The 20,767-nt window shown below is 68.3% G+C and carries 21 protein-coding genes and 4 pseudogenes; 13 read left to right on the top strand and 12 right to left on the bottom strand.

Annotation, left to right across the window (positions count from 1 at the left end):
• Positions 1–219: 219 nt before the first annotated feature.
• The 4 genes and pseudogenes from OG519_RS33960 to OG519_RS33945 form a co-directional block, all read right to left on the bottom strand.
• A pseudogene (locus tag OG519_RS33960) lies at positions 220–1,109 on the bottom strand (helix-turn-helix domain-containing protein).
• A gap of 42 nt (positions 1,110–1,151) precedes the next feature.
• Positions 1,152–2,051 (bottom strand): annotated as a pseudogene (locus tag OG519_RS33955) (IS3 family transposase); the annotation flags it as partial.
• Between the two features lie 8 nt (positions 2,052–2,059).
• Positions 2,060–2,368 (bottom strand): transposase, encoded by a 309-nt coding sequence (locus OG519_RS33950; RefSeq protein ID WP_405589836.1) that lies wholly within the window; start codon positions 2,366–2,368, stop codon positions 2,060–2,062.
• A gap of 65 nt (positions 2,369–2,433) precedes the next feature.
• Positions 2,434–2,769: pseudogene (locus tag OG519_RS33945) on the bottom strand (Tn3 family transposase); the annotation flags it as partial.
• 118 nt (positions 2,770–2,887) lie between these two features.
• Here OG519_RS33945 and OG519_RS33940 point away from each other — a divergent pair.
• The gene (locus OG519_RS33940) at positions 2,888–4,141 is read left to right on the top strand and encodes an IS256 family transposase (protein ID WP_405592322.1); all 1,254 of its coding nucleotides are present in this window, start codon (positions 2,888–2,890) and stop codon (positions 4,139–4,141) included.
• Entirely contained in the window at positions 4,138–4,635 is a 498-nt protein-coding gene (locus OG519_RS33935) for an HAD domain-containing protein (protein WP_327232586.1), read from the top strand. The genes OG519_RS33940 and OG519_RS33935 overlap by 4 nt, the downstream gene beginning before the upstream one ends.
• A gap of 267 nt (positions 4,636–4,902) precedes the next feature.
• Here the strand turns inward: OG519_RS33935 and OG519_RS33930 are convergent, their stop codons facing one another.
• Positions 4,903–5,859 carry an XRE family transcriptional regulator gene (locus OG519_RS33930; RefSeq protein ID WP_405593189.1) on the bottom strand — a complete coding sequence of 319 codons (957 nt, stop codon included), beginning with the start codon at positions 5,857–5,859 and terminating at the stop codon, positions 4,903–4,905.
• A gap of 237 nt (positions 5,860–6,096) precedes the next feature.
• Here OG519_RS33930 and OG519_RS33925 point away from each other — a divergent pair, with 237 nt between their 5' ends.
• The 6 genes and pseudogenes from OG519_RS33925 to OG519_RS33900 form a co-directional block, all read left to right on the top strand.
• On the top strand, positions 6,097–6,561 hold the full coding sequence (locus OG519_RS33925) for a hypothetical protein (RefSeq protein ID WP_405592320.1): 465 nt from the start codon (positions 6,097–6,099) through the stop codon (positions 6,559–6,561).
• 63 nt (positions 6,562–6,624) lie between these two features.
• The gene (locus tag OG519_RS33920) at positions 6,625–7,032 is read left to right on the top strand and encodes a hypothetical protein (RefSeq protein WP_405592318.1); all 408 of its coding nucleotides are present in this window, start codon (positions 6,625–6,627) and stop codon (positions 7,030–7,032) included.
• A gap of 163 nt (positions 7,033–7,195) precedes the next feature.
• The gene (locus OG519_RS33915; protein ID WP_405592316.1) at positions 7,196–8,446 is read left to right on the top strand and encodes an IS256 family transposase; all 1,251 of its coding nucleotides are present in this window, start codon (positions 7,196–7,198) and stop codon (positions 8,444–8,446) included.
• Complete coding sequence (locus tag OG519_RS33910) at positions 8,443–8,778, top strand: hypothetical protein (protein WP_405592314.1); 336 nt, start codon at positions 8,443–8,445, stop codon at positions 8,776–8,778. Before OG519_RS33915 ends, OG519_RS33910 begins: the two co-directional genes overlap by 4 nt.
• 998 nt (positions 8,779–9,776) lie before the next feature.
• A complete protein-coding gene (locus OG519_RS33905) occupies positions 9,777–10,202 on the top strand; it encodes a spore-associated protein A (protein ID WP_405592312.1) in 426 nt (141 codons plus the stop codon).
• 137 nt (positions 10,203–10,339) lie between these two features.
• A pseudogene (locus OG519_RS33900) lies at positions 10,340–11,674 on the top strand (NF041680 family putative transposase); the annotation flags it as partial.
• Between the two features lie 160 nt (positions 11,675–11,834).
• On the opposite strand, the gene OG519_RS33895 reads toward OG519_RS33900, so the two are convergent.
• A complete protein-coding gene (locus OG519_RS33895) occupies positions 11,835–12,218 on the bottom strand; it encodes a DUF6087 family protein (RefSeq protein WP_405592310.1) in 384 nt (127 codons plus the stop codon).
• 258 nt (positions 12,219–12,476) lie between these two features.
• Here OG519_RS33895 and OG519_RS33890 point away from each other — a divergent pair, with 258 nt between their 5' ends.
• Entirely contained in the window at positions 12,477–14,135 is a 1,659-nt protein-coding gene (locus tag OG519_RS33890) for an IS1182 family transposase (protein ID WP_405593187.1), read from the top strand.
• A gap of 202 nt (positions 14,136–14,337) precedes the next feature.
• On the opposite strand, the gene OG519_RS33885 is transcribed toward OG519_RS33890, so the two are convergent.
• A complete protein-coding gene (locus tag OG519_RS33885) occupies positions 14,338–15,063 on the bottom strand; it encodes a TetR/AcrR family transcriptional regulator (protein WP_405592308.1) in 726 nt (241 codons plus the stop codon).
• A 95-nt stretch (positions 15,064–15,158) separates the two neighbouring features.
• On the opposite strand from OG519_RS33885, the gene OG519_RS33880 reads away from it, so the two are divergent.
• From OG519_RS33880 to OG519_RS33870, 3 genes are read left to right on the top strand one after another with little or no spacing between them, the layout of a single operon-like run.
• Positions 15,159–16,283, top strand: coding sequence for an FAD-dependent oxidoreductase (locus OG519_RS33880; protein WP_405592306.1), 1,125 nt, complete (start codon positions 15,159–15,161; stop codon positions 16,281–16,283).
• Between the two features lie 14 nt (positions 16,284–16,297).
• The gene (locus tag OG519_RS33875; RefSeq protein WP_405592304.1) at positions 16,298–16,807 is read left to right on the top strand and encodes a Tn3 family transposase; all 510 of its coding nucleotides are present in this window, start codon (positions 16,298–16,300) and stop codon (positions 16,805–16,807) included.
• A 52-nt stretch (positions 16,808–16,859) separates the two neighbouring features.
• Positions 16,860–17,753 carry a recombinase family protein gene (locus OG519_RS33870; protein ID WP_405592302.1) on the top strand — a complete coding sequence of 298 codons (894 nt, stop codon included), beginning with the start codon at positions 16,860–16,862 and terminating at the stop codon, positions 17,751–17,753.
• Here the strand turns inward: OG519_RS33870 and OG519_RS33865 are convergent.
• Positions 17,723–18,028, bottom strand: coding sequence for a hypothetical protein (locus tag OG519_RS33865; RefSeq protein WP_405592300.1), 306 nt, complete (start codon positions 18,026–18,028; stop codon positions 17,723–17,725). The two genes, OG519_RS33870 and OG519_RS33865, sit on opposite strands and share 31 nt — an antisense overlap.
• Positions 18,029–18,063: 35 nt before the next feature.
• Positions 18,064–18,204 (bottom strand): hypothetical protein, encoded by a 141-nt coding sequence (locus tag OG519_RS33860; RefSeq protein ID WP_405592298.1) that lies wholly within the window; start codon positions 18,202–18,204, stop codon positions 18,064–18,066.
• Positions 18,205–18,332: 128 nt separating this feature from the next.
• Between OG519_RS33860 and OG519_RS33855 the strand changes: the two genes are divergently transcribed.
• Positions 18,333–18,488, top strand: coding sequence for a hypothetical protein (locus OG519_RS33855; protein WP_405592296.1), 156 nt, complete (start codon positions 18,333–18,335; stop codon positions 18,486–18,488).
• A 34-nt stretch (positions 18,489–18,522) separates the two neighbouring features.
• Here OG519_RS33855 and OG519_RS33850 read toward each other — a convergent pair whose 3' ends face one another.
• The 3 genes from OG519_RS33850 to OG519_RS33840 all read right to left on the bottom strand — a co-directional run bounded on the left by OG519_RS33850 (position 18,523) and on the right by OG519_RS33840 (position 20,765).
• On the bottom strand, positions 18,523–19,011 hold the full coding sequence (locus tag OG519_RS33850) for a GNAT family N-acetyltransferase (RefSeq protein ID WP_405592294.1): 489 nt from the start codon (positions 19,009–19,011) through the stop codon (positions 18,523–18,525).
• Positions 19,012–19,167: 156 nt separating this feature from the next.
• Positions 19,168–19,446: a hypothetical protein gene (locus OG519_RS33845; protein ID WP_405592292.1), complete on the bottom strand. Its 279-nt coding sequence runs from the start codon at positions 19,444–19,446 to the stop codon at positions 19,168–19,170.
• A 26-nt stretch (positions 19,447–19,472) separates the two neighbouring features.
• The gene (locus tag OG519_RS33840; RefSeq protein ID WP_405592290.1) at positions 19,473–20,765 is read right to left on the bottom strand and encodes a hypothetical protein; all 1,293 of its coding nucleotides are present in this window, start codon (positions 20,763–20,765) and stop codon (positions 19,473–19,475) included.
• Between the last annotated feature and the right edge of the window lie 2 nt (positions 20,766–20,767).

Here is a 20,767-nt window from a genome sequence, read left to right as displayed (position 1 = left end):
GGGCGCCGTCGGCACGTCCGGCCCCCGGTCAGCCAGGCCGTTCGGCCGCTGGCCGGACCCCGACCCCGACGTCCAGGACCACCCCACTGGCCGAGACCAAGGAGACGAACCTGAGCCACGGCGAAGCACCGCCGCCCCGTATCGGCTGGACTGACCAGGCGGGCAGCCGGCCGGGGAGCTTGGGAGCGTTTCATATCCGCTGCGTGGTGCGCGGTGTCCTCATGCCGTCGGCTCGGGGGCTGTCGCAGGGGTGGGGTGTGTGTGGTCGGGAGCCGTCCAGGAGGCGAGGAGGCGCAGTGCTTCGTCCGAGGGGGTTCCGGGTTCGGCGGTGAGCACCATGAGCCGCTGCCCGCTGTTGTCGGGACTGGTCCAGGTGTCGCAGTCCAGGGTGAGGTTCCCGACGATTCGGTGGCGGTAGTGCTTGGTGCCGTAGGTCGCGCTGTTGACCCGGCGTTCGGCCCACCACGTGCGGAATTCGGGGTCCAGGACAGCCAGCTCGCCGACCAGCCGGGCCAGTTCGGGACGGTCCGGTTCCGAGGCGGCTTCCATGCGCAGAGCGGCGACGGCGTCGCGGGCGTCGTGCTCCCAGTGGACGTGCAGGGCGCGGATCACGGGGTCGGTGAACACGAGCCTGACGTAGTTGCGCTGCCGTGCCGGGATCGCACCGAAGTCCGTGTACAGCGCGGAGGCTGCTCGGTTCCAGGCGAGCACGTCCATGTACCGGCCGAGCACGAGGGCCGGAGAGTGCCGCTTAGCTGGTCAAGGAGGCGCCGCATCGCCGGGCGCGGGCTCTGCCGGGTGTGTCGGCGCCGCGGTCGCGCGTCCGTTTTGCCTGCGATCTCGTACAGATACGCCTGCTGGTCCTCATCGAGCCGCAGCGCGGCGGCGACGGTGGCGAGGACGGAGGCGGACGCGGGCGTGCGGCCCTGCTCAAGGCGGGTGTAGTAGTCCACGCTGATGGCCGCCAGCTGCGCAACCTCTTCGCGGCGCAGCCCCGCCACCTTCCGCCGCTGGCCGGTCTCGGGCAGGCCGACCGCGCGGGGTGCCAGTTCGGCCCTGCGTGCCTTGAGGAAGGCGCCCACCTCGCTGGTGTCACGTACCGGGGTCACGTTTACCACTGAAGTTCCCCCCTGATCGTGGACAGCGTGTGTTTACGCTGCGGGGGTGAAGTCGTGTCGCAGTTTGGCTCGGGTTTCGAGTGGGGTGAGGTAGCCGAACTCGGGGTGTTTCCGGAGTCTGGTGCGGTTGTATTCGACTTCGATGAAGCGGAAGACGTCGGCCCGGGCTGCCCGGCGGCTGTCCCAGACGGTGGTGCCGATCTCCGCTTTTAGCAGGCCGAAGAAGCTCTCAGCTGCGGCATTATCGTAGCATATGCCGGTTCTGCCCATGCTCTGCTGGAGGTCCAATTCCCTTATTGCACGGCGGAATTCGCTGCTCGTGTACTCGCTGCCGCGGTCGGTGTGCATGATGCAGCCGGGCTGGAGATCGCCGCGGCCGGCAGCCATCCGCAGGGCGTCGACGACGAGTTCGGCGCGGTGGTGGTCGGCCATCGCGTAGCCGATGACTTCGCGGGTGGCCAGGTCGATGACGGTGGCCAGGTACCACCAGCCCTCGATCGTCGGCAGGTATGTGATGTCCCCGACGAGTTTCGTTCCGGTCCGGGCGGCGGTGAAGTCCCGGCCGACCAGGTCCGGGGCAGGGGCGGCCCCGCCGTCCTGAACCGTCAGGTGGCGGCGCTTGCGGCGGGTGATGCCGCGGATGCCGCGCTCGCGCATGATCCGCTCGACCTTCTTGCGGTTCACCGCACGGCCGACCCGCTTCAGCGCGGCGTGCACTCGCGGGACACCATAGGCGCCCCGCGAGCCGGCGTGGATCCCGCGGATCTCCCCGGCGAGCTCCTCCTCCGCCTCCTGCCGGATCCGTGCGGCAGGCCGGGCGGCCAGCCACGCGTAGTAGGTGGAGCGGTTGATGCCCATGACTCGGCACAGCAGCGCGACGCTGTAACCGCCGGGGTTGGCCTCGGCGGCCTTCTCCGCGTCGACGAAACGGCAGGCTTCACCTACTTCATCGACTCCGTGGCGAAGAAGGCCGCGGCTTTTTTCAAGATCTCGATGGTCTGCTGCTGCTCGCGGTTCTGCCGCCGCAACCGGGCGAGCTCGTCCTTCTCCGCGCTGGTCAGCGCACCCGCCGGCCCCTGGCCACGGTCAGTGCTGTCCTGCTTGACCCAGCCCCGCAGCCCCTCGGGGCTCACGCCCAGCTCCCGGGCGATCTCGGTGACGTTCCGATGCGGCGAGGACCGCACGAGAGCGACCGCATCCCGCTTGAACTCAGCCGTGTACCGCTTGCTCATGTTGCTCTTGCCACTCACGCTCTGGACTGCTTCCTCCGGGACCAACCGTCCCAGTATCAGGCTGTCCACCTCAGTGGGGGAACTTCATCCATGCCCTCGTGGTAGTTCTGGTAGAGCTGCCCGGACCGGCCGTGGAAGATCTTGCGGGCGAGCGCGTGGCGGCCCTCCTGGAGGTTGGCCTGGGCCTTGATCTGCCGCAGGTAGCCGGGTTCGTCGGCCAGCCGCAGGATGTGGAGGGTCTTGGCGATGCGCCCGTAGTGCGCGATCGCGTCGCCCAGCGGGGTGGGCCGCCCCTCGCGCGACAGCATGCGGATGACGTCGTAGGCGCGGACGGCACCGGTGTGGATAGAGGCGATGATCCGCAGGATGTCCTCCCAGTGCCGCTCCACCCGCGCCAGGTCCAGAGCAATGCTCAAGACCTGTGGATCGACCTTGAGAAGGGTGCCTCGCGGAACGCGGAGGGCGTACCTTCCCGAGTGATCGACTTCTGGTCATCGAGTAGGCCCGCGTTGGCGCGCGGGTTGGGAAGGTACGCCCGTGCTCAGCGTAGTCAACAACGACGGAACTACCGAGGGCGGCTCCCTCATGGACGGCATCGTCCGCGAGGGCGCCAGGAGGATGCTCGCCGCGGCCCTGGAGGCCGAAGTCAACCAATGCATAGCGGAGTTGACCGACCAGCGCGACGAGAAGGGGCGCCGGCTGGTGGTCCACAACGGCCACCACACCGAGCGCACAGTGACCACGGCCGCCGGGCCGGTCCCGGTCAAGGCACCGCGCGTGAACGACAAGCGCGTCGACACCGAGACGGGCGAGCGCAAGCGGTTCTCGTCGCAGATCCTGGCTCCCTGGTGCCGGAAGTCGCCGAAGATCAGCGAGGTGCTGCCCCTGCTCTACCTGCACGGACTGTCCTCCGGTGACTTCGTGCCAGCGATGGAGCAGTTCCTCGGCAGCTCGGCCGGGCTCTCCCCGGCCACCGTGACGCGTCTGACGAAGCAGTGGCAGGACGATCACGCCGCCTTCCAGGCCCGCGACCTGTCGGAGTCCGATTACGTCTACGTGTGGGCGGACGGTGTGCATCCCAAGGTCCGCCTCGGCCAGGCCCGCTCCTGCGTCCTGGTCCTCATGGGCGTGCGCACGGACGGCCGCAAGGAACTCATCGCGCTCGCCGAGGGCCTGCGCGAGTCCACCGAGTCCTGGGCCGACCTGCTGCGTGACTGCCGGCGGCGCGGCATGCGGGACCCCGAGCTCGTCGTCGGTGACGGTGCGATGGGTCTGTGGCGCGCTCTCGCGGAGGTGTTCCCGCAGGCCAGACACCAGAGGTGCTGGGTTCACAAGGTTCGCAATGTCATGAACGCGCTGCCGAAGTCCGCACAGCCCGGCGCCAAGAAGGCCCTGCAGGAGGTCTACAACGCCGAGGGCCGCGACCACGCCGAGAAGGCCGTCAAGGAGTTCGAGCGGACCTACGGTGCGAAGTGGCCGAAGGCGGTGAAGAAGGTCATCGACGAGACCGATGAACTCCTGGCGTTCTACGGCTTCCCTGCCGAACATTGGGTGCACCTCAGAACGACAAATCCAATCGAATCCACCTTCAGCACCGTCAAGTTGAGGACCCGGGTCACCCGTGGCGCCGGCAGCCCGGCCGCAGCCCTGGCGATGGTGTTCAAGCTCGCCGAGTCCGCCCAGGCCCGCTGGCGCGCGATCACCGCACCTCACCTCGTAGCCCTTGTCCGCAACGGCGCCACGTTCAAGAACGGCCACCTCGTCGAACGTCCCGAGGTGAGCGCAGCGTGACCGCGCGCGGGAACCGTCCACTGCTCTTCCTGGACGTCGACGGGCCGCTCCTGCCGTTCGGCGACGGCCCACAGCGCGAGCCATCGGGCACCGCATCGGACTCACACCTGGCGCGGCTCGATCCGCAGGTCGGGCCGCGGCTCACGGCGCTGCCGTGCGACCTGGTCTGGGCCACAACCTGGGAAGAGGAGGCGAACACCGAGCTGGCACCACGGCTCGGCCTGCCGCACCTGCCGGTCGTGAACTGGCCGGAACCCTGCGCCTCCCACGAACGCGAAGACCAATGGTTCGGACTCCACTGGAAAACCCGAACCCTCGTGGAGTGGGCGGACAAACGGCCATTCGCCTGGGTCGACGACGAGATCACCGACGCCGATCGCGACTGGGTATCCACCCACCACCCCGCGCCGGCCCTCCTCCATCACGTCGCGTCGTCCCGCGGCCTCACCGACCAGGACTTCGGGATCCTTGATCAATGGCTGCGGCTGGCTTGAGGTTCACCCGCGAAGATCCACAGGATTTGACTATTACTCGTTTTACATCGGGCCACCAGCGTGTTCACCGGGTCCTTGAACAGCGGAAATGGATCGTTCGCCGGGCATCCTCACCGTGATCGGGGACCTTGGAAACCAAGATCCCCGACAGCGTCAGGCACTCAGCGTTCCACTGACACGACCACCCGCGGGGCAGCGCTACCCGGAACGGTGCCGGCCCCGTTCCCTGGTCGGCCCGGCCGTCGCAGCTCTCCACGCGGAAGACGGTCAGCCCGCCCCGATGAGGAACCGCTGATCGGCCGCGCCGGTGCATCGCTCTTCGATCGCCTCGGCTCCCACGACGGTGTCATCGCCGGCGATGCCGATGCACGTGTCGCTGCCGGCCGGACGAAGCAGGAAACCACCGGCACTGTCAGCGGCAGAGGTCTCCACACGGAACAACGTGCCTTGGGCGCAGTTGTTCCGGGGTTCGAGCATGCCCTTGACCGGGCCGGTGCTCAGTACCGTCAGGCATCCCTTCCCCTCTACCGGATGGTGCCATTGGATGCGATACAGGCCCTCGCCGACCGGTTCGAGATAAGTGCGCGGCACGGTGGCCCGGGCGCAGGGGAGCTGGACAGCGACCGCGCTGGTGTAGGCGCCGGCGCGGTCGCGGCCATCGGTCAGGCAGAGGTCGGGCGTGTGGGCAGGGCGGATGGTGACCCAGCCATCAGCAGGCGCCCAGGCTGCGGTGGCCGCAGCAGCCGGTGCGCCCGCGTCATCCGAATCGTCGCGGACCAACCCCCAGACGGCCAAGGCGAACAACGGGGTGACGAGACCGCATGCGAGCACAACCGTCCGGCCCCTGGTACGCCGCGGCCGCGCCCCCGCGGACTCTCCGGCCGGCGATACCTCAGCCCCGGCCTCGGAGCCGGGCGCCTCGGCGGACACAGCGCTGATGTCCGCGACGATCCGGTCCCTGGCGTCCAGCCAGCTGCCGACCCGGGGGCCGTCTCCGCAGGCGCGGACGAACGCCGCCAGCACGTCGGGCCGCGGCGGCGTTGTCCGCCGCAGGATGTCGGCCAGCGTGCTGCGCGCCAACACGTCACCGCTTCGGGCGGCCCGCTCCTCCAGTTCCCGATACGTCAGCCCCGAGAGCTCCTTGAGCTGCTGCATCAGCTCGACAAAGCCGGCAGCGTCTCGGGCCTCGTACGGCGACAGCTCTCCCAAGTCCCCCACGAACATCATCGTGCCGTGGCCACGGCTCAGGGGGAAGGGCGGGTTCGGTTATTTCCCGCTGTCCGGGTCTCGATCCGGACAAGGCCCTGACCAGCCCGGACAACCCGCGCCTGTCCGGGACAGCGGGCTGCCGTAGCGCCGGGCCGCGCCGCGCCGACAAGCTCGGTCCTGTCAACGGCGCCACGCCGCACCGCAGCGGCTCGCCCGGACACGGCGCATTCCCACGCTCCGAAAGGATCTCCAGTGCTCCCATCACCGCCCGAACGGCCACGCTCTCTCGCACTGGCGCTGGCAGGCAGTGTTCTGTCCCTCACCGCCATCGTCGCCACGGCAGGACCGGCCAGCGCCGCCACCACAACGAGTTGGAACGCCACCGGAACCCAGGCTGACGTCGTCGGCTCGTGGGCGCACGGTACCGCGACCTTGACCCCGAGCACCGAGAGCTACGCCGTGACCATGACGGTCACCGACAGCCAGCCCGACCATGCCAGCGGCCGTGCGTACTTCCGGTGGCGGTACGCGTGGGGAGAGGTGAGCGGCGCGGGTGTGATCACCGCCTCCGGATACCAGAACTCGACCTCCAAGACCTGGCAGGAGCCCAGGGGGAACCTGGACAGCTATCAGCCCTTCGAGGTCAAGGAATGCCGTGTGGACAACGGCATCGAGGTCGAATGCGGCGGGTGGGACGTTCCCTATCCCTTCAACTGAGAAACCTCGCGGTCGAGCCCTTGATAGTCGCGCGTCAGCAACCCCCGACACAGGAGAAGACAGATGATCACAAGAGTCGCATCGGCCGTCGCCGGCATATCGGCTGTCACTGCCATTGTGGCGATACCGCCCACAGCTCAGGCCGAACCCATCGGCAGCCGGGCCTCCGCGGCAACCTCTTGCTACGCGGTCGCCGACGTACCGTGGTACCGAAGCCCGAGCGTGTACGCCACCGGCCACATCTATTGCGACCCGTGGGCCGACGCTGAGATCGTCGTGAAGATCACCGCGAATGGGGCCACAAAGGGGACGACATCGGCGGCCTACGCCGCCCCCGACATATCCGATACCGCGGTCGCACAGAACTGGAGCGGCAATCAGACGTGGTGCACGGTGGTGTCCGGCACCTACTACGTCAATGGGGGCGCCTATGACGTCCACGACAAGTCGTGCGAGACCGCCGGCTTCTGAGTCCTCGATCCATGGCAGGGTCCGTCATCCCCGCGTGCGCCGGAGCAATGCTCAGAACCTGTGGATCGGTTCGGGAGGGTACGCGGAGGGCGTACCTTCCCGAATGATCCTTAAGGTCTCCGAGTAGGCCCGCGTTGCAGCGCGGGTCGGGAAGGCACGCCCAGTGCTCAGCGTAGTCACCGATGACGGCTCCACCCAGTCCGGCTCCTTGATCGACGAGATCGTGCGCGAGGGCGCCCGCCGGATACTGGCCGCCGCCCTGGAGGCGGAAGTCAACCAGTACATAGCCGAGTTGGCGGCCGAGACCGACGAGCAAGGATGTCGCCTGGTGGTCCGCAACGGCCGCCACCGGCCCCGGACCGTGGCCACTGCGGCCGGGGCCATCGAGGTCTCCGCGCCCCGGGTGAACGACCGCCGCGTCGACGAGTCCACGGGAGAGCGCAAGCGGTTCTCCTCCAAGATCCTTCCGCCGTGGTGCCGCAAGTCGCCCAAGGTCAGCGAGGTGCTGCCGCTGCTTTACCTGCACGGACTGTCGTCCGGGGACTTCGTGCCCGCACTGGAGCAGTTCCTCGGCTCGGCCGCCGGACTCTCGCCGGCCACCGTCACCCGGCTGACGAAGCAGTGGGGCGAGGACCACACCGCCTTCCAGGCCCGTGACCTGTCCGACCGCGACTTCGTCTACGTGTGGGCCGACGGGGTCCACCCCAAGGTGCGCCTCGGTCAGGCGCACTCGTGCGTCCTGGTCCTGCTCGGGGTGCGCGTCGACGGCACGAAGGAGCTGATCGCGCTTGCGGAGGGGCTGCGCGAGTCGACTGAGTCGTGGGCCGACTTGCTGCGGGACTGCCGCCGTCGCGGCATGCGCGATCCGGAACTGGTCGTCGGCGACGGCGCGATGGGCCTGTGGAAGGCCCTGGCCGAGGTCTTCCCCACGGCCCGCCATCAGCGCTGCTGGGTTCACAAAGCCCGCAATGTCACCAATGCCCTGCCGAAGTCCGCGCAGCCGGGCGCGACGAAGGCAATGCAGGAGATCTACAACGCCGAGGACCGCACGCACGCCGAGAAGGCGATCAAGGAGTTCGAGAAGACCTACGGCACCAAGTGGCCCAAGGCCGTCGCGAAGATCACCGACGACCGGGAGGAACTGCTGGCGTTCTACGACTTCCCGGCCGAGCACTGGATCCACCTGCGCACCACGAACCCGATCGAGTCCACGTTCTCCACCGTCAAGCTCAGGACCAAGGCCACCCGCGGTGCCGGCAGCCCCGCCGCCGCGCTGGCGATGGTGTTCAAGTTGGTCGAGTCCGCCCAGGACCGCTGGCGCGCGATCACCGGCGCCCACCTGGTCGCCGTGGTCCGTGCCGGCGGCAGCTTCGAGAACGGCGTCCTGGTCGAGCGCAGCGAGGCGGCGGCATGACCGAGCCCCTCATTCCCGGCAGCCACGTGGCCGAGGTGGAACTGCAGATCGACCAGGTCACCGTCGTGAACCCGGACGAGGCCACCGCCACCGTGCGCTGCATCCTGGGGCCGGCTCGTCGCGGCGCCCGCTTCGACCGCATCCGCGGCTCGGCAGGAGCCATCGACCTGGAGCTGACGCAGATCCTGGCCCACTTCGGACGTTCCGTCGACGAACTCGACCCCGTCCACACCGCGCTGGTGACCCTCCGGGGCACAGGAGTCGAACTCCTGACCTCAGCCACTCCGCGCTCCGGCTGGCAGGCGATCCAGGGGATCAACCCGCCGCCATGACCAAGCCCATCCACAGGTATTGACTATTGCTCACGGCATGTTCATGCCCACAGGTCGTCCTCTCCAGATAGCTCAGTCAGTAGAAATCGGCGCCATGCGCCCTGAGTCTGCTGTCCTGTGCCGATACGCGCGCGCCATGTGGACACTGATGCAGCAGCCGCTGGCAGCCGTTGGCGAGTTGGAAGCGGGCCGTCCTCAACGGAGGCGACTCCAACGGGCAGGACAGATGCCCGCTGCTCCCGTGGCAATCGTCACCCTGCGACGCAAGACAGAAAAGGGCGGGAACAACGAGGAGACCCAGGAGGTCGAATAGTCTCACCGCTGGGTTGTCCGGGGACACTGGCGACGTCAATGGCACCCACGCCTACAAGCCCACCGCCCCATCTGGATCAACGAGCACGTCAAAGGACCAGACGACAAGCCGCTGCTGGTGCGCGAGAAAGTCATCACCTGGCGTCGGTAGAAGCAACTGCCTCGTGAGCTCCCGCACCACGTCGAAGGTGGGTAGGACGCTGCGGAGCCGGGTGACGGGCCGGTGTCTGACGCTGATGTGAGTCGAGAACTCCACCGCCCAGCTGACCGAGCACCGCAGCGCGGCGGCGACGTCGGCCGCCTGGAGCTCGGCAGTGGTTGTAGCGGTCGGCGTTGTCGGCGGCGGACGCCGCCGACGCGGCGTCGCGCGCCCACTGGCGGGCGTCCTAGGGGTAGACGTCCAGCACCGCACGGCCATGCCGTCGACGGCGAGAAGCAACCCTCACATCAGATGCCGCCCTGCTCGTTGGCGCGGGTGGGCATGAGGGCCTCCGTGGTGGTGGGGTGTCGCGACGCTGAAGCCCGGGGTGCTCAGGGAGCGCCGCCTCTATGGGCATGACGAAGGCCCGGCGTGCAAAGCGGGGCTGGGGCCCAGCGGAGGTTCATCCTCCATGGAGGGGAAGTTTATCCTCCGCTGCGAAGCTGGTCCTGTCCGCACCATTCGGTTGAATCCCGGGGAGATTTTCGTGAGCAAGTCCATCACGTTTGCCGCTGCAGCCGTCGCCGCGGTCGGCATGGTGTTCGCCGGAACGGCCCCGGCTTCGGCGGCAGGGGCACCCGCGAAAGTGGTCATGCCGGCCGCCTACAACAACGCCTGCGGGGCGGGGTACTCGGTGATCGACACACTGACGCCTACCGGCGGTCACGTCTACCTGACGCTCAACGCGTCGAACGGCTACAACTGCGTGGCGACCGTCCGGAACACTTCGGGTGCGCCGATCTTCATGGACGCGTGGATCCAGCGGTCCGATGGGTCGGGCCACGACGAAAATGACGGTAATTTCAAGACCTACGCCGGGCCGGTCTACGTGTACGCGCCCCACACGTGCATCGACTGGGGCGGTGTGATCGGTACCTCCGCCGTCCTCCAGGGTCACTTGCACTGCGATTAGCCTGTTCTTTTTCTTCTGGCCTCGAACGGCGTCTCGAACTGAGCCGCTCACCTGGGAGTTCGCCGAACGTGGGGGCGGCCTTCGTCTGATCCCGTGCTCCGACCAAGGTGCACGTGACCACGACGAAGGCCGTGAGGGTGAGTCTGCTGCCTGATGCTGTCCGGAGGGAAGCGTTCGCGGAAGCGTCACGCTTCCGGGGCGAGTTCTACGAGTGTCTGACCGCCCGGCGCGACGAGTTGTTCGAACTGGCGGACGCGGTGCTGTGTGCGGATGGTGCGGTGAAGTCCCCGGTAGACCTGACGCTGCTGCCCGAGCATCGTCGCGGGCACGGAGCGATGTACGGCGGCCTGAACCACGGCCGGATCGACATCGATCGGCTGCGGACGGTGCTGGCCGGGCTGTCGCTGCCGCGGTTCGATGGAGGGCGGCTGGTCCTGGCGGTCGACGTGTCGCCGTGGCTCCGCTCGGACGCGCCGTGCTCAGCGGAGCGCCTGTTCTGCCACGTCTACGGCCGGGCGAAGACGGCCTCCCAGTTCATCCCTGGCTGGCCCTACTCCTTCGTGGCCGTGCTGGAACCGGGTTCCACGTCCTGGACCGCGATCCTGGACGCGGTCCGGCTCGGCCCGGCGGACGACGCGACGGCGATCACTGCCACGCAGCTCCGGGGTGTGGTCGAGCGGCTCATCGCCACGGGCCAGTGGCAGGCCGGGGATCCGGACATTGTGATCGTCAGCGATGCCGGCTACGACGTCACCCGCCTGGCCTGGGTCCTGCGCGACCTGCCGGTCGAGCTGGTCGGCCGGGTCCGCTCCGACCGCGTGATGCGCCTGCCGAAGCCGACGCGGATGCCCGGCGTCAGCGGCCGGCCGCCCAAGCACGGTCCGGAGTTCCGGTTCACCAAGCCGTAGACCTGGCCCGAGCCCGCGATCACCACGGTCACCGACACCGTGAACTACGGCAAGGCCGAGACCCAGGCGTGGGACCGGGTCCACCCCCGGCTCACACACCGCTCCTCATGGCTCGACCACGACGGCGAACTTCCGCTGATCGAAGGCACGTTGATCCGGCTGAAGGTCGAGCACCTGTCGAAGGAACGGGACGCTCCACCACTGTGGTTATGGTCCTCCAAGACCGGTGCCACCCCGGCCGACGTGGACCGCTTCTGGCAGGCATTCCTCCGCCGCTTCGGCCTGGAGCACACCTTCCGCTTCGCAAAGCAGACCCTCGGCTGGACCACCCCGAAACTCCGCATCCCCGAGGCCGCGGACCGCTGGACCTGGATCCTCATCGTCGCTCACACCCAGCTCCGGCTCGCCCGGCCCCTCGCCGCGGACCTCCGCCGGCCCTGGGAGAAACCCACCACCTCCGACCGGCTCACCCCGGCCCGGGTCCGCCGGGGGTTCAGGAACATCCGCGCACACCTCGCCTGCCCGACCCGTGTTCCCAAACCCCGAGGAGCCGGCCCCGGAAAGATCTTGGTAGATAAAGAACAAGCTGAGAACCAAGAGCACCTATCTGCAGGCCCGCAGACCTCGCACACCCGGCGGCACTCAACGGCCGCCGGGCACCCAGCCCTGCCCGCATCCCATCTGACCAGGCCATATTTACGCGTCAGGAGAGAGAAAAACCTCTTCATCCCCCGGACGCGTCGGGGCGGTATTGCCCCTCGTCGATCAGATCCCGCACTCGCGCCTTCTTCCTCTCTGCCATTCCCACCCTGCGTAATTGGCTGTCCTGCACTGCGCGTGAGAGACCGCCAGGCTCCTCACGCTCGATAGGTTCGTCCGCGCTGCCGTGCGGGTACAGCACAGCGGCAGCCGCTGCCCAGTCGCTTGCCACAGCCACCGGCTCCCAGGAATAGCCATCCCAACGAGAAATCAGACGTGGCGCTTGCGGGAACACGTGCGAACTCCGCCGAGGACCAGAATTGAGCGCACTCAAGCGCATTCGCCCCTTTTTTCCTCGGCGTTCCCTCTCGCGCCTACTCACCCAGTGCTCAAAAGACTCCTCATCCATCCCAGCAGCATGACGCAACTACCAAGTAGAGAGCTACCCGCAGCGGCCCTCGCGACGCTACCTGCGCTTTTTTCATCCAGGTTGAAGTGGCTGGTTCGGAAACAGCCTCTGAGCTTGACTCTGTCGGTGATCTTGGAGTTTCGCAGTGCGGCCGCATGATCAACGGGCATGTTCGGGTCGTTCCGATGACCGATGCAGTTGCCGAGGTGTGCGTTGTCGCTCCGTCCCCGTTCCGGTGAACAGGTCCCGTCTTTGACCGTGCGGATCGCGCGGGCGAGCAACCCGGGCGGTACGACGGCGATGTGGGTGCGAGACCGGCTGGACAGGTTGTGGTGTGACGAGGACTTCACCGACTGGTATCCGCGCGACGGGCGTCCGGGCCTCTCGCCCGCCCAGCTGGCCACTGTCTGTGTGCTGCAGTTTCTGCTCGGCTTATCAGACCGGCAGGCGGCCGAGGCGGTCCGCTGCCGCATCGACTTCAAGTACGCGATGGCCCTGGAGCTGGACGATCCCGGCTTTCACCACAGCGTGCTGGCCGACTTCCGCGGCCGTCTCACCGAGGGCGACCGTGCTGACCGCCTTCTCGATCTCGCACTGGTCCGGCTCAAGGAGGCGGGGCTGGTGCGCGAGCGCATCACGCAGCGGACCGACTCCACCCACGTCCTGGCCGCAGTGCGCGACCTGACCCGCCTGGAGCTGATTACCGAGGCGGTCCGCGCCGCGCTGGAAGAAGTCGCCGGCACTGCTCCGCAGCTCCTGGACGGCCTGGTCGATGAGGAATGGGGGCGCCGCTATGGCCGTCCGGTCCGCCTGGGCAAGAACCCCACCAAGCCCAAGACCAGAATCCTCGCGACCGGCGACGACGCCGTCCGACTCCTGGAACACCTCTACCAGCACGGGGCCGACCGCACGTCCGGTCCCCGGGTGCAGGCTCTGCGCCAGATCATGGTGCAGAACTACCATCGCGACGCCGCAGGCCGCCTACTCTGGCGCACCGGCGAGGACGACGGGCCCGGGCTGCCGCCCTCGTCCCGGGCGATCGTCTCTCCCTACGACACCTCAGCCCGCTACGCACGCCATGGACACATCATCAGCTGGAAGGGGTTCTCCGCCCACCTGACCGAGACCTGTGCCGCCGACAGCCCCAACGTGATCACGGACGTGGCCACCACCGCGGCCACCACGCATGACAGCCAGGTCCTACCCGGCATCCACACCCGCCTGCGGCGTCGCGGCCTGCTGCCCGCCGAGCACCTGGTCGACAGCGGCTACACCTCCCTGGTCCACCTGGAGCAGGCCGCCCGAGAGCACCGGGTCACGGTCACCGGGCCACTGCCGGGCAACCCCACCCGCCAGCACCGCAGGAACGAAGGCTTCGGCCGCGACGACTTCCACATCGACTACGACCGCCGACAGGTCACCTGCCCCCAGGGCCAGGTCAGCAGCAGTTGGCACGGCCCCTGCCCGACCTCCTCACCCACCGCGGCCCCGCTGATCGTGGCGAAGTTCACCAAGAGCCAGTGCCGCCCCTGCCCGGCCCGCGCCCAGTGCACCGCCTCCCGAGAGAGCGTCCGCAACGTCGGCTTCCCGCCACGAGAGCTCCGCGACCTGCAACTCCGCGTCCGAACCGAGCAACAGACGCCCGAGTGGAAGGCACGCTACGCGGCTCGCTCCGGAGTGGAAGGCACGGTCAACGAATTCGCGCACGGACACGGCATGCGCCGCTGCCGCTACCGAGGCCAGCCAAAAGCCCACCTGCAACACGTACTCACGGCCATCGCCGTCAACATCGAGCGCCTCAGCAGCCGGCCAGCAACCGAGGCAACCTCCTCACCGAGACCACCGACCGCCTTCCAGACCTTCCTGGACCAGCAGGGGATCCCCCGCTCAAAGTCCTGGCGCACCCTCGGCACCTGACCTCAACCATCCAAGATCACCGACAGAGTCAAGCCGAGTTGTGTCCGGTGGAGTTGTCGCGGGATCGGCTGGCGGCGGCGGTGGTGGCCCGGTGTCGTAACGACCACATCGAGCCGCCGGCCCCGGGGCAGATCGGACGGTTGGTGGGCAAGGCGGTTGTTCTGGACGCACGTGAATCCCTGCGGCCACCGCACGCCACAGGTCAACCGGATGCCGGCCGCAGATTGTTCACGAGCAGGCCGAGGGCGAACTCGAAGCGGTCGTGTCCGGTGCCGGAGATCAGCTCGGCGGCATGGCGTCGAGTCTGCGGGAACTTCCCGGCAGGCAGTGCGGTCAAGCGGTCCAACAACTCCTCGTCGCTGAGCACCCATTCCTGATCCTGGTGCCGGCGACGTTGCCGGACCAGCGACTGTTCCAGCGCATAGGCGCTGACGTAGAGGGACAGCGCGTCGCGGGCCCATCCGGCCGTTCTCGGTTCGATGCCGCCCGCGAGCAGGATCGCCAGGATTCCTTCGCCGACCCGCAGCGTTTCCAGGTTGGTCGGCACCACGGCCAGCGCGGCGCGCGAGACTCCGGGGTATTTCAGGTACAGGTCGCGGATCTGTGTGTACACCCCGAGCAGTTGCTCGCGCCAGGCGGCCGGGTCCGGTTCGGGGAGCACGACCTCGGCGTAGAGTCTGCCGATCAGCAGGTCATCGATGTCGTCCTTGTTGACGATGTGCGCGTACAGCGACGACGGACCGGTGCCGAGCACGGCGGCGACCCGGCGGATGGTCAGCGCGTCATACCCCTCGGTGCCGACGACTTCCAGGGCGGCGTCGGTGATCCGTTCGACGGTGATCGGCTTCTTGCGTGGTGCCGACGCGGCGGCCTCCGCTGCGGGTTGGGCGTGGCGAGCTGCGCGGTGTTGGCTGGGATCGGCGGACATGCAAGCCACTATAGCTTGACACGATCTAAGTTCGTTAGGTAGAACTTAGATCGTTAGAACGAACTAAGTTCGTATCGATGTCCCGGAGGTGTGTGATGCGAGTTTCCGTTGTCGGAGCCGGTCTGGGAGGTCTGGCTCTCGCGCAGGGTCTGCGTGGTGCCGGGATCGAGGCCGATGTGTTCGAGCGCGACCCAGGGGTCGTCGCACGGTTCCAGGGCTACCGGCTCGTGCTGAACCGGATCGGTTTCCAGGCGGTGCGCGACTGCCTGCCGACGCGCTGGCACCCGCTGCTGGACGAGATCGTCATGGACGCCTCCGCCGAGCAGCTGATCCTGGACCCGCAGCTGAACGAGATCGGCAGGCTCGGCGCGGGCCGGACCGGCATCGTGGTCGACCGGCAGGTGCTGCGACACCTGTTGCTGACCGGCCTCACCGTGCACACCGATGCCGCTCTGACCCGCTACAACGTGCTGCCCGACGGCAATGTCCAAGCCCGGTTCGCCCGCCGCGACCCGGCCACCGCCGACCTGCTCGTCGGCGCGGACGGCGTCACCTCCGCGGTCCGCGGGGTGTTGTCGCCGCAGACCACCCCGACCGACACCGGCGTCCGGTTCGTCATCGGCCGCACCCCGGTGACCGACGAGTTCGCCAGCCTGTCCAAGGCATACGGCTCGAAGATCACGGGCGGCGGCGTCAGCCTGCTGCTCGGCGCGATGCGCTTCCGAACCCCGCCGAAGCAGGCCGCCGAGCAACTGGCCCCTGAAGTCACGCTGCCCGACATCGGCGACTACGTGCGCTGGGCCATGATCCTGCCGCCGAACAGCTCGCTGGAGGACCTGACCGCGCAGGACGCCGTGCTGTCCAGGATGGAGGGCTGGCACCCGGAGCTGCGCGCGCTGATCGAGCAGGCCGACCCGGACAACAGCACGCTGCTGTCCATCCGGGTGATCAAGCCCGGTGAGCGCTGGGCGTCCGGCCCGGTCACGCTGCTCGGCGACGCGATCCACGCCACCTCTCCGACCGGCGGCAACGGCGCGAACACCGCGCTGCGCGATGCCGACCTGTTGCGCCGCTGCCTGATCGAGGCCAACGAGGGCCGCCAGGATCTGCTCAGCGCGGTCGACGACTACGAGCGGCAGATGTTCGAGTACGGCGCCGAGGCCGTACGCAGCAGTCTCGAGAAGCTGCCCGCCTTCGCCCCCGAAGCGAAACTGTCCTGAGGCCGAAATTCACCTTGTGCGATCGACCGGACCCGTCCGGTCATGGACATACCAGTTCATACAGCGACCTGGTCTTCGGACTCTTCGCGGTCTGCGGCTACCGGTTCTCCCTCAGGACCGCGGACATCTCCGACGTGAGGCTGTGGCGCGTTCGGCCTGGCGGCCGACTACGAGCCGCTAGAGCCGGTCTCGCGCCAGTGCATCCAAGTGGACCGGGTGCGCGGGCACCGGGAGGACATGCTGCGGGTGGCCGGCTCCCTGTGAACCGGCACGGTCCGCGCCTTCGACCTGCTGCGGATGATGACGAGCGGCGACCGGATGACCGGCCCGGGCGACGCCTTCGCGCACTACGGCCGCATCTTCAAGACGCTCCACCGGGGTCCAGAGGGAGGCCAAAAGGGGCCACGGGATGGTCTTGGGCTCGTGGAGTCCGTTGCGCCGGGGCGTTGTCGGCGTTTCATAGGTGGTCCCCTATGAAACGGCCCACCATCCGGCGGTTCACCTGCGGCGATCATGTTTCATGAGGTGTTGCAAATGGGTGGACGTCTGAAACACCCTCATGAAACAGCTGGGGGCGTGAGCGACGACGACTTCAAACGCGTGGAATCGCAACCCTGCCCGATGTCCACCTGCGCCGCCCCCGCCGGCTCCCCGTGCCGCACCGGCAAGGGCAAGGTCGCCATCCAATACCACACCGCCCGCTTCCGCCTCATGCCCCAGCTCGCCGAGGTCCTCAGTGTCCCGACCCCGGCCGTTCGCAGGCCCGGCTCGGTGTGGACCGAGCTGCCCCGGCCCGCGAGCACCGGCACCACACCGGCCGGACACGTCCGCCTCGGGTACGCCCGAGCCTCGACCGCCCGGCAGTCCCTCGACGCACAGCTCGACTCCCTCGCCGAAGCAGGGGTGGCCCGGGTCTTCTCGGAGAAGATCTCCACCCGCGCCACCCGGCGCCCCGAGCTGGAGGCCGCAGTGAGGCTCGCCGGGGAGATCCGCTCCTCCGGCGTCGCCGTCACCCTCGTCGTCCACGAGCACAAGCGGCTCGGCCGCGGCATCGAACTGGCCATGCTCGCCGAGGAGCTGAAGGCTGGCGACGTCGGCCTGGAGTTCCTCACCGGGGAGCTGAAGGGATCGCACGACTCCTCCGGCATCGTGTTCACTGTGCTGGCCGCAATGTCCGGGATGGAGCGCGAGTACATCCGCGACCGCACCCTCGAAGGCCACGCGTCCGCCCGCAAGCGCGGCAAGACCATCGGCGGCCTCGGCGTCACCAACGACTCCATACTCTCCATGGCCCTCCACCTACGCGACCAGGAGATGAGCCTGCGCGACATCGCCAAGCGCCTCGTCGTCACCACCGGCGCGAAGAAGGGCCGGCACCCCTCACCCGCCACCGTCATGCGGATGCTGCGCGGACATGACCAGCTGACCACCAACCCCGGTCACTCTGAGCTACTTGTCCCTCTGCCGTAGCTACGCGAGCGCAGGGCCGGCTCCATGGCGACGTCGACGGCCGCCAGGTCGCTGACCTCCACGGCGGCCCGCAACGCAGCCCGGTCCGGCAGCAGCTCCGCGGACCGTTCGGTGAGCATCTCGTAGACCAGGCCGAGGACCCACCACGCCTCTCGCCCGTGGTACGCCTCCGGCCGCTCGTACCGCGTCGCCAGTTGCTCCGCCCGCGCCGCCGGCAGCGTCGCGGCGCGGCGCACCTCGGGCGGGACGTCCTTCGCGTCCTTCGGCTGCCACACCCAGCACACCGCCCGGGGCCGGGCTGCCTACCGGCTCAACCGGACTGGAGGACCTCGTTGCGCAGCGCGCGCAGCAGAGTCAGCGCGTCGTCGTTGTCGGCGTCGGTGAACGCGTGGACCGCCCCCAGGACCGAGATCCCGATCCGCTTCGCCGTGGCCAGGTCGCCGCCGGCCAAGGCCGCCTGCTCAGGAAAGTGAGGCGGGCCTGCGGGTCGGCATTGAGCTCCGCAAGGCGCCGGCCCATGCCGTCGCCACCAGTCCCGGCGGTGATGCCGAAAGCGGCGAGCAGGATCCGCTGGAGCGTGTGCTTCCCGTACGCGGCCAGCAGCTCCGGCAGCGGCCGCTCCCCCGCGCCGCCCGCCAGCACAGCCAGCGCGGCGTCGTCGTTCCCGACGACGGCCTCAAGCGCGGCCAGGGCTCACAGATGCTCGTCATCGGCCAGCTCGATGTCGATTGCTGAGGCAGTCCCACCCGGCTCCGAGGTTCAGAGGCATTCAGAGCGGGCGGTACATGACGTGCAGCCCGACATAGCCGGCTGTGGGATGCCGGAAGCCCTCCGGCAATGTGCCCAGTACCTCGAAGCCGAGCGACCGGTAGAGCTTCACCGCATGGACGTTCGTCTCTACAACCGCGTTGAACTGCATCGCGCGGTAGCCCGCTGCACGCGCCCAGTCCACTGTGTACTCGCACAGCGCGCGCCCCACGCCCTGCCCCGCGTGCACCGGGTCCACCATGTAACTGGCGCTCGCGATATGCGACCCCTTGCCCATGTGGTTGCGATTCATCTTTGCGGTCCCCACGACCGCCCCTGAGTCGTCCACTGCGACGACCGTACGGTTCGGAGCCGACAGTACCCACCAGTCGCGACCTTGGTCTTCATCAAGATCCGTCGGATAGGTGAAGGTCTCACCTGCGGCGACGATCGTATGAAAGAAGGGCCAGATCGCGGGCCAATCCTCCGTGCTGGCTTCCCTGATCAACATGCGGACAGGATGCCGTACGCCTGCGATACCCCCAACGCCTTTTCCACCCGAAGCACACCCGAGATGCCGAGGCTGCCTGCCATACTGATGGCATCGCGTATTGAGCCGTCGTGAGTTGGCCGGGTTCAGGCGGTGTTGGCGGGCTTGGTGAGCCAGTCAGTTGCTCGTGAGATCGACCCAGATCCAGGGCGCGTGGGCCCATCGGCGTACTTCGCCGACAACCAGCTCGATGGTGGTTCCCACCGCCGGGAGACTGTGGGCCAGTTCGCGTACTCCCGGCTCTCTGCCGCGACGGATGACGTCCAGCGACGCGCCGACCGGCTCGTATCCATTGATCGTCGCGATGAAGCCCCAGGGCTGGTGGCTGGTGATCGTTGCTTGGACGAGTTCGCCAGTGTGGAGTTCGCTGAGCGGCCGTTCGAGTTCATCGGGCATGGGGGTGTTCCCTTCTGTTGGTGGCATCACTTCGTCTGTCGGTCGGGTTGGCGTCGGTGGGAGGCGTAGGTTGCCCAGCGGGCTCCGGCCTGGATGGCGTGGTCCTCGGCGCATTCGGCTGTGTAGCCCAGCGCCTGGGCGGCGACGGCGGGCGGCATCTCCTGGACCAGGGCTCGGATCGCGGCGAGCCGGGTGCCGAGCAGGTGGATGCCGTTTTTGGCCAGCTGGTTCATCAGGTAAGTGGAGTGAATGTGCTGCCCAGGGCGGTTACCGGGGAAGAGCCACGGACTCACCCGGTTGGCTGTGATGTTGCGAGGGCCGCGGTTCTCGGCGTGATCGCGGAGTACTTGTCCGAAGGGCTCGGGGACCGGGACCGGGCCGTGGGGTCCGAGGGTGATGCGGACTTCGTCGCTGCTGAGGTCGAGGTCGTCCATGGTGAGCGCGGCGATGCGGGTCAGGGGCTGGGCGAACAGTGCCAGGAGGAGGGCTGCCGCGCGGTCGCGGAGGAACGTGTTGGCGTGAGGGTCGAGGAGGCCGCGCAGGAGCTGTAGCCGCTGTTCCTGGGTGATGGTGTCGCGTGGCGTGCGCTGGTGATACGGAAGCCGCAGGTGGCGGGCCATGCTGCCGTTCTTGCCGGCCCAGACGATGAACGCTCGGCTGTCTTGGCGGCTGCTGTTCCCGGTGGTGATCCAGGCGTCGAGCTGGGCCTGGGTGCACGTAGGTGGGGTGGCGCCGTGCTCGCGCAGCCAGGCCAGGAAGATGCATGCTGAGTTGATCTCGCGTCGGTGGCGGGCGGTCAGCCCCGGGGCGAGCGGTTCGCGGGCCGCGCGTTGACGGAGTTGGCGCAGGCTGTGCCAGGTGGCGAAGCGCCGGACGAGTTGCAGGTCCTCGTCCAGTTGGATGGTGTCGAGGGTGCGGCGGAGCCAGTTCTCGAAGAGGACGAGGTAGCGGTCCCGGTGTTCGAGAATCGGGTGCTGGACGAGCAGGTCGCGCAGGTGCATGACGGACTGCGGCGACGGGTGGTCATCGAAGGTCTCGTGCTTGAGGGGGAGTCGGCCGGTGGCCAGACCGGCCAGCAGCGGGGCGATGTGCCGGTTGCCGGCCAGCCAGACAAGCCCGGTGCCGGGGTTGGGCTGGGTGCAGACGGCTCGGTGCAGGGGCAACAACGAGGGGGCGACCTGGCCGGTGCCGTCGTCTAGGAGCTCGGTGATCCGTTCGGTGAGGTGGCAGCCGGGGCAGATCACACCGTCGGGGCGGTGTGCCCACCAGCAGTGCTGTTCACCCAGGTGTCGACAGCGGGGGCATATCCGTTCCGTCATGG

This window comes from Streptomyces sp. NBC_01190 (assembly GCF_045039895.1).
Taxonomy (GTDB): Bacteria; Actinomycetota; Actinomycetes; order Streptomycetales; family Streptomycetaceae; genus Actinacidiphila.
This window is presented reverse-complemented; position numbering and strand designations above follow the sequence as displayed.

What these genes read in the sequence shown, in the direction of transcription:
- OG519_RS33930 (WP_405593189.1), bottom strand. Translation starts at nt 5,859, where the DNA reads ATGTTCGTGGGGGACTTGGGAGAGCTGTCGCCGTACGAGGCCCGAGAC.
- OG519_RS33920 (WP_405592318.1), top strand. Translation starts at nt 6,625, where the DNA reads ATGATCACAAGAGTCGCATCGGCCGTCGCCGGCATATCGGCTGTCACT.
- OG519_RS33910 (WP_405592314.1), top strand. Translation starts at nt 8,443, where the DNA reads ATGACCGAGCCCCTCATTCCCGGCAGCCACGTGGCCGAGGTGGAACTG.
- OG519_RS33895 (WP_405592310.1), bottom strand. Translation starts at nt 12,218, where the DNA reads ATGGATGAGGAGTCTTTTGAGCACTGGGTGAGTAGGCGCGAGAGGGAA.
- OG519_RS33885 (WP_405592308.1), bottom strand. Translation starts at nt 15,063, where the DNA reads ATGTCCGCCGATCCCAGCCAACACCGCGCAGCTCGCCACGCCCAACCC.
- OG519_RS33880 (WP_405592306.1), top strand. Translation starts at nt 15,159, where the DNA reads ATGCGAGTTTCCGTTGTCGGAGCCGGTCTGGGAGGTCTGGCTCTCGCG.
- OG519_RS33850 (WP_405592294.1), bottom strand. Translation starts at nt 19,011, where the DNA reads ATGTTGATCAGGGAAGCCAGCACGGAGGATTGGCCCGCGATCTGGCCC.
- OG519_RS33845 (WP_405592292.1), bottom strand. Translation starts at nt 19,446, where the DNA reads ATGCCCGATGAACTCGAACGGCCGCTCAGCGAACTCCACACTGGCGAA.
- OG519_RS33840 (WP_405592290.1), bottom strand. Translation starts at nt 20,765, where the DNA reads ATGACGGAACGGATATGCCCCCGCTGTCGACACCTGGGTGAACAGCAC.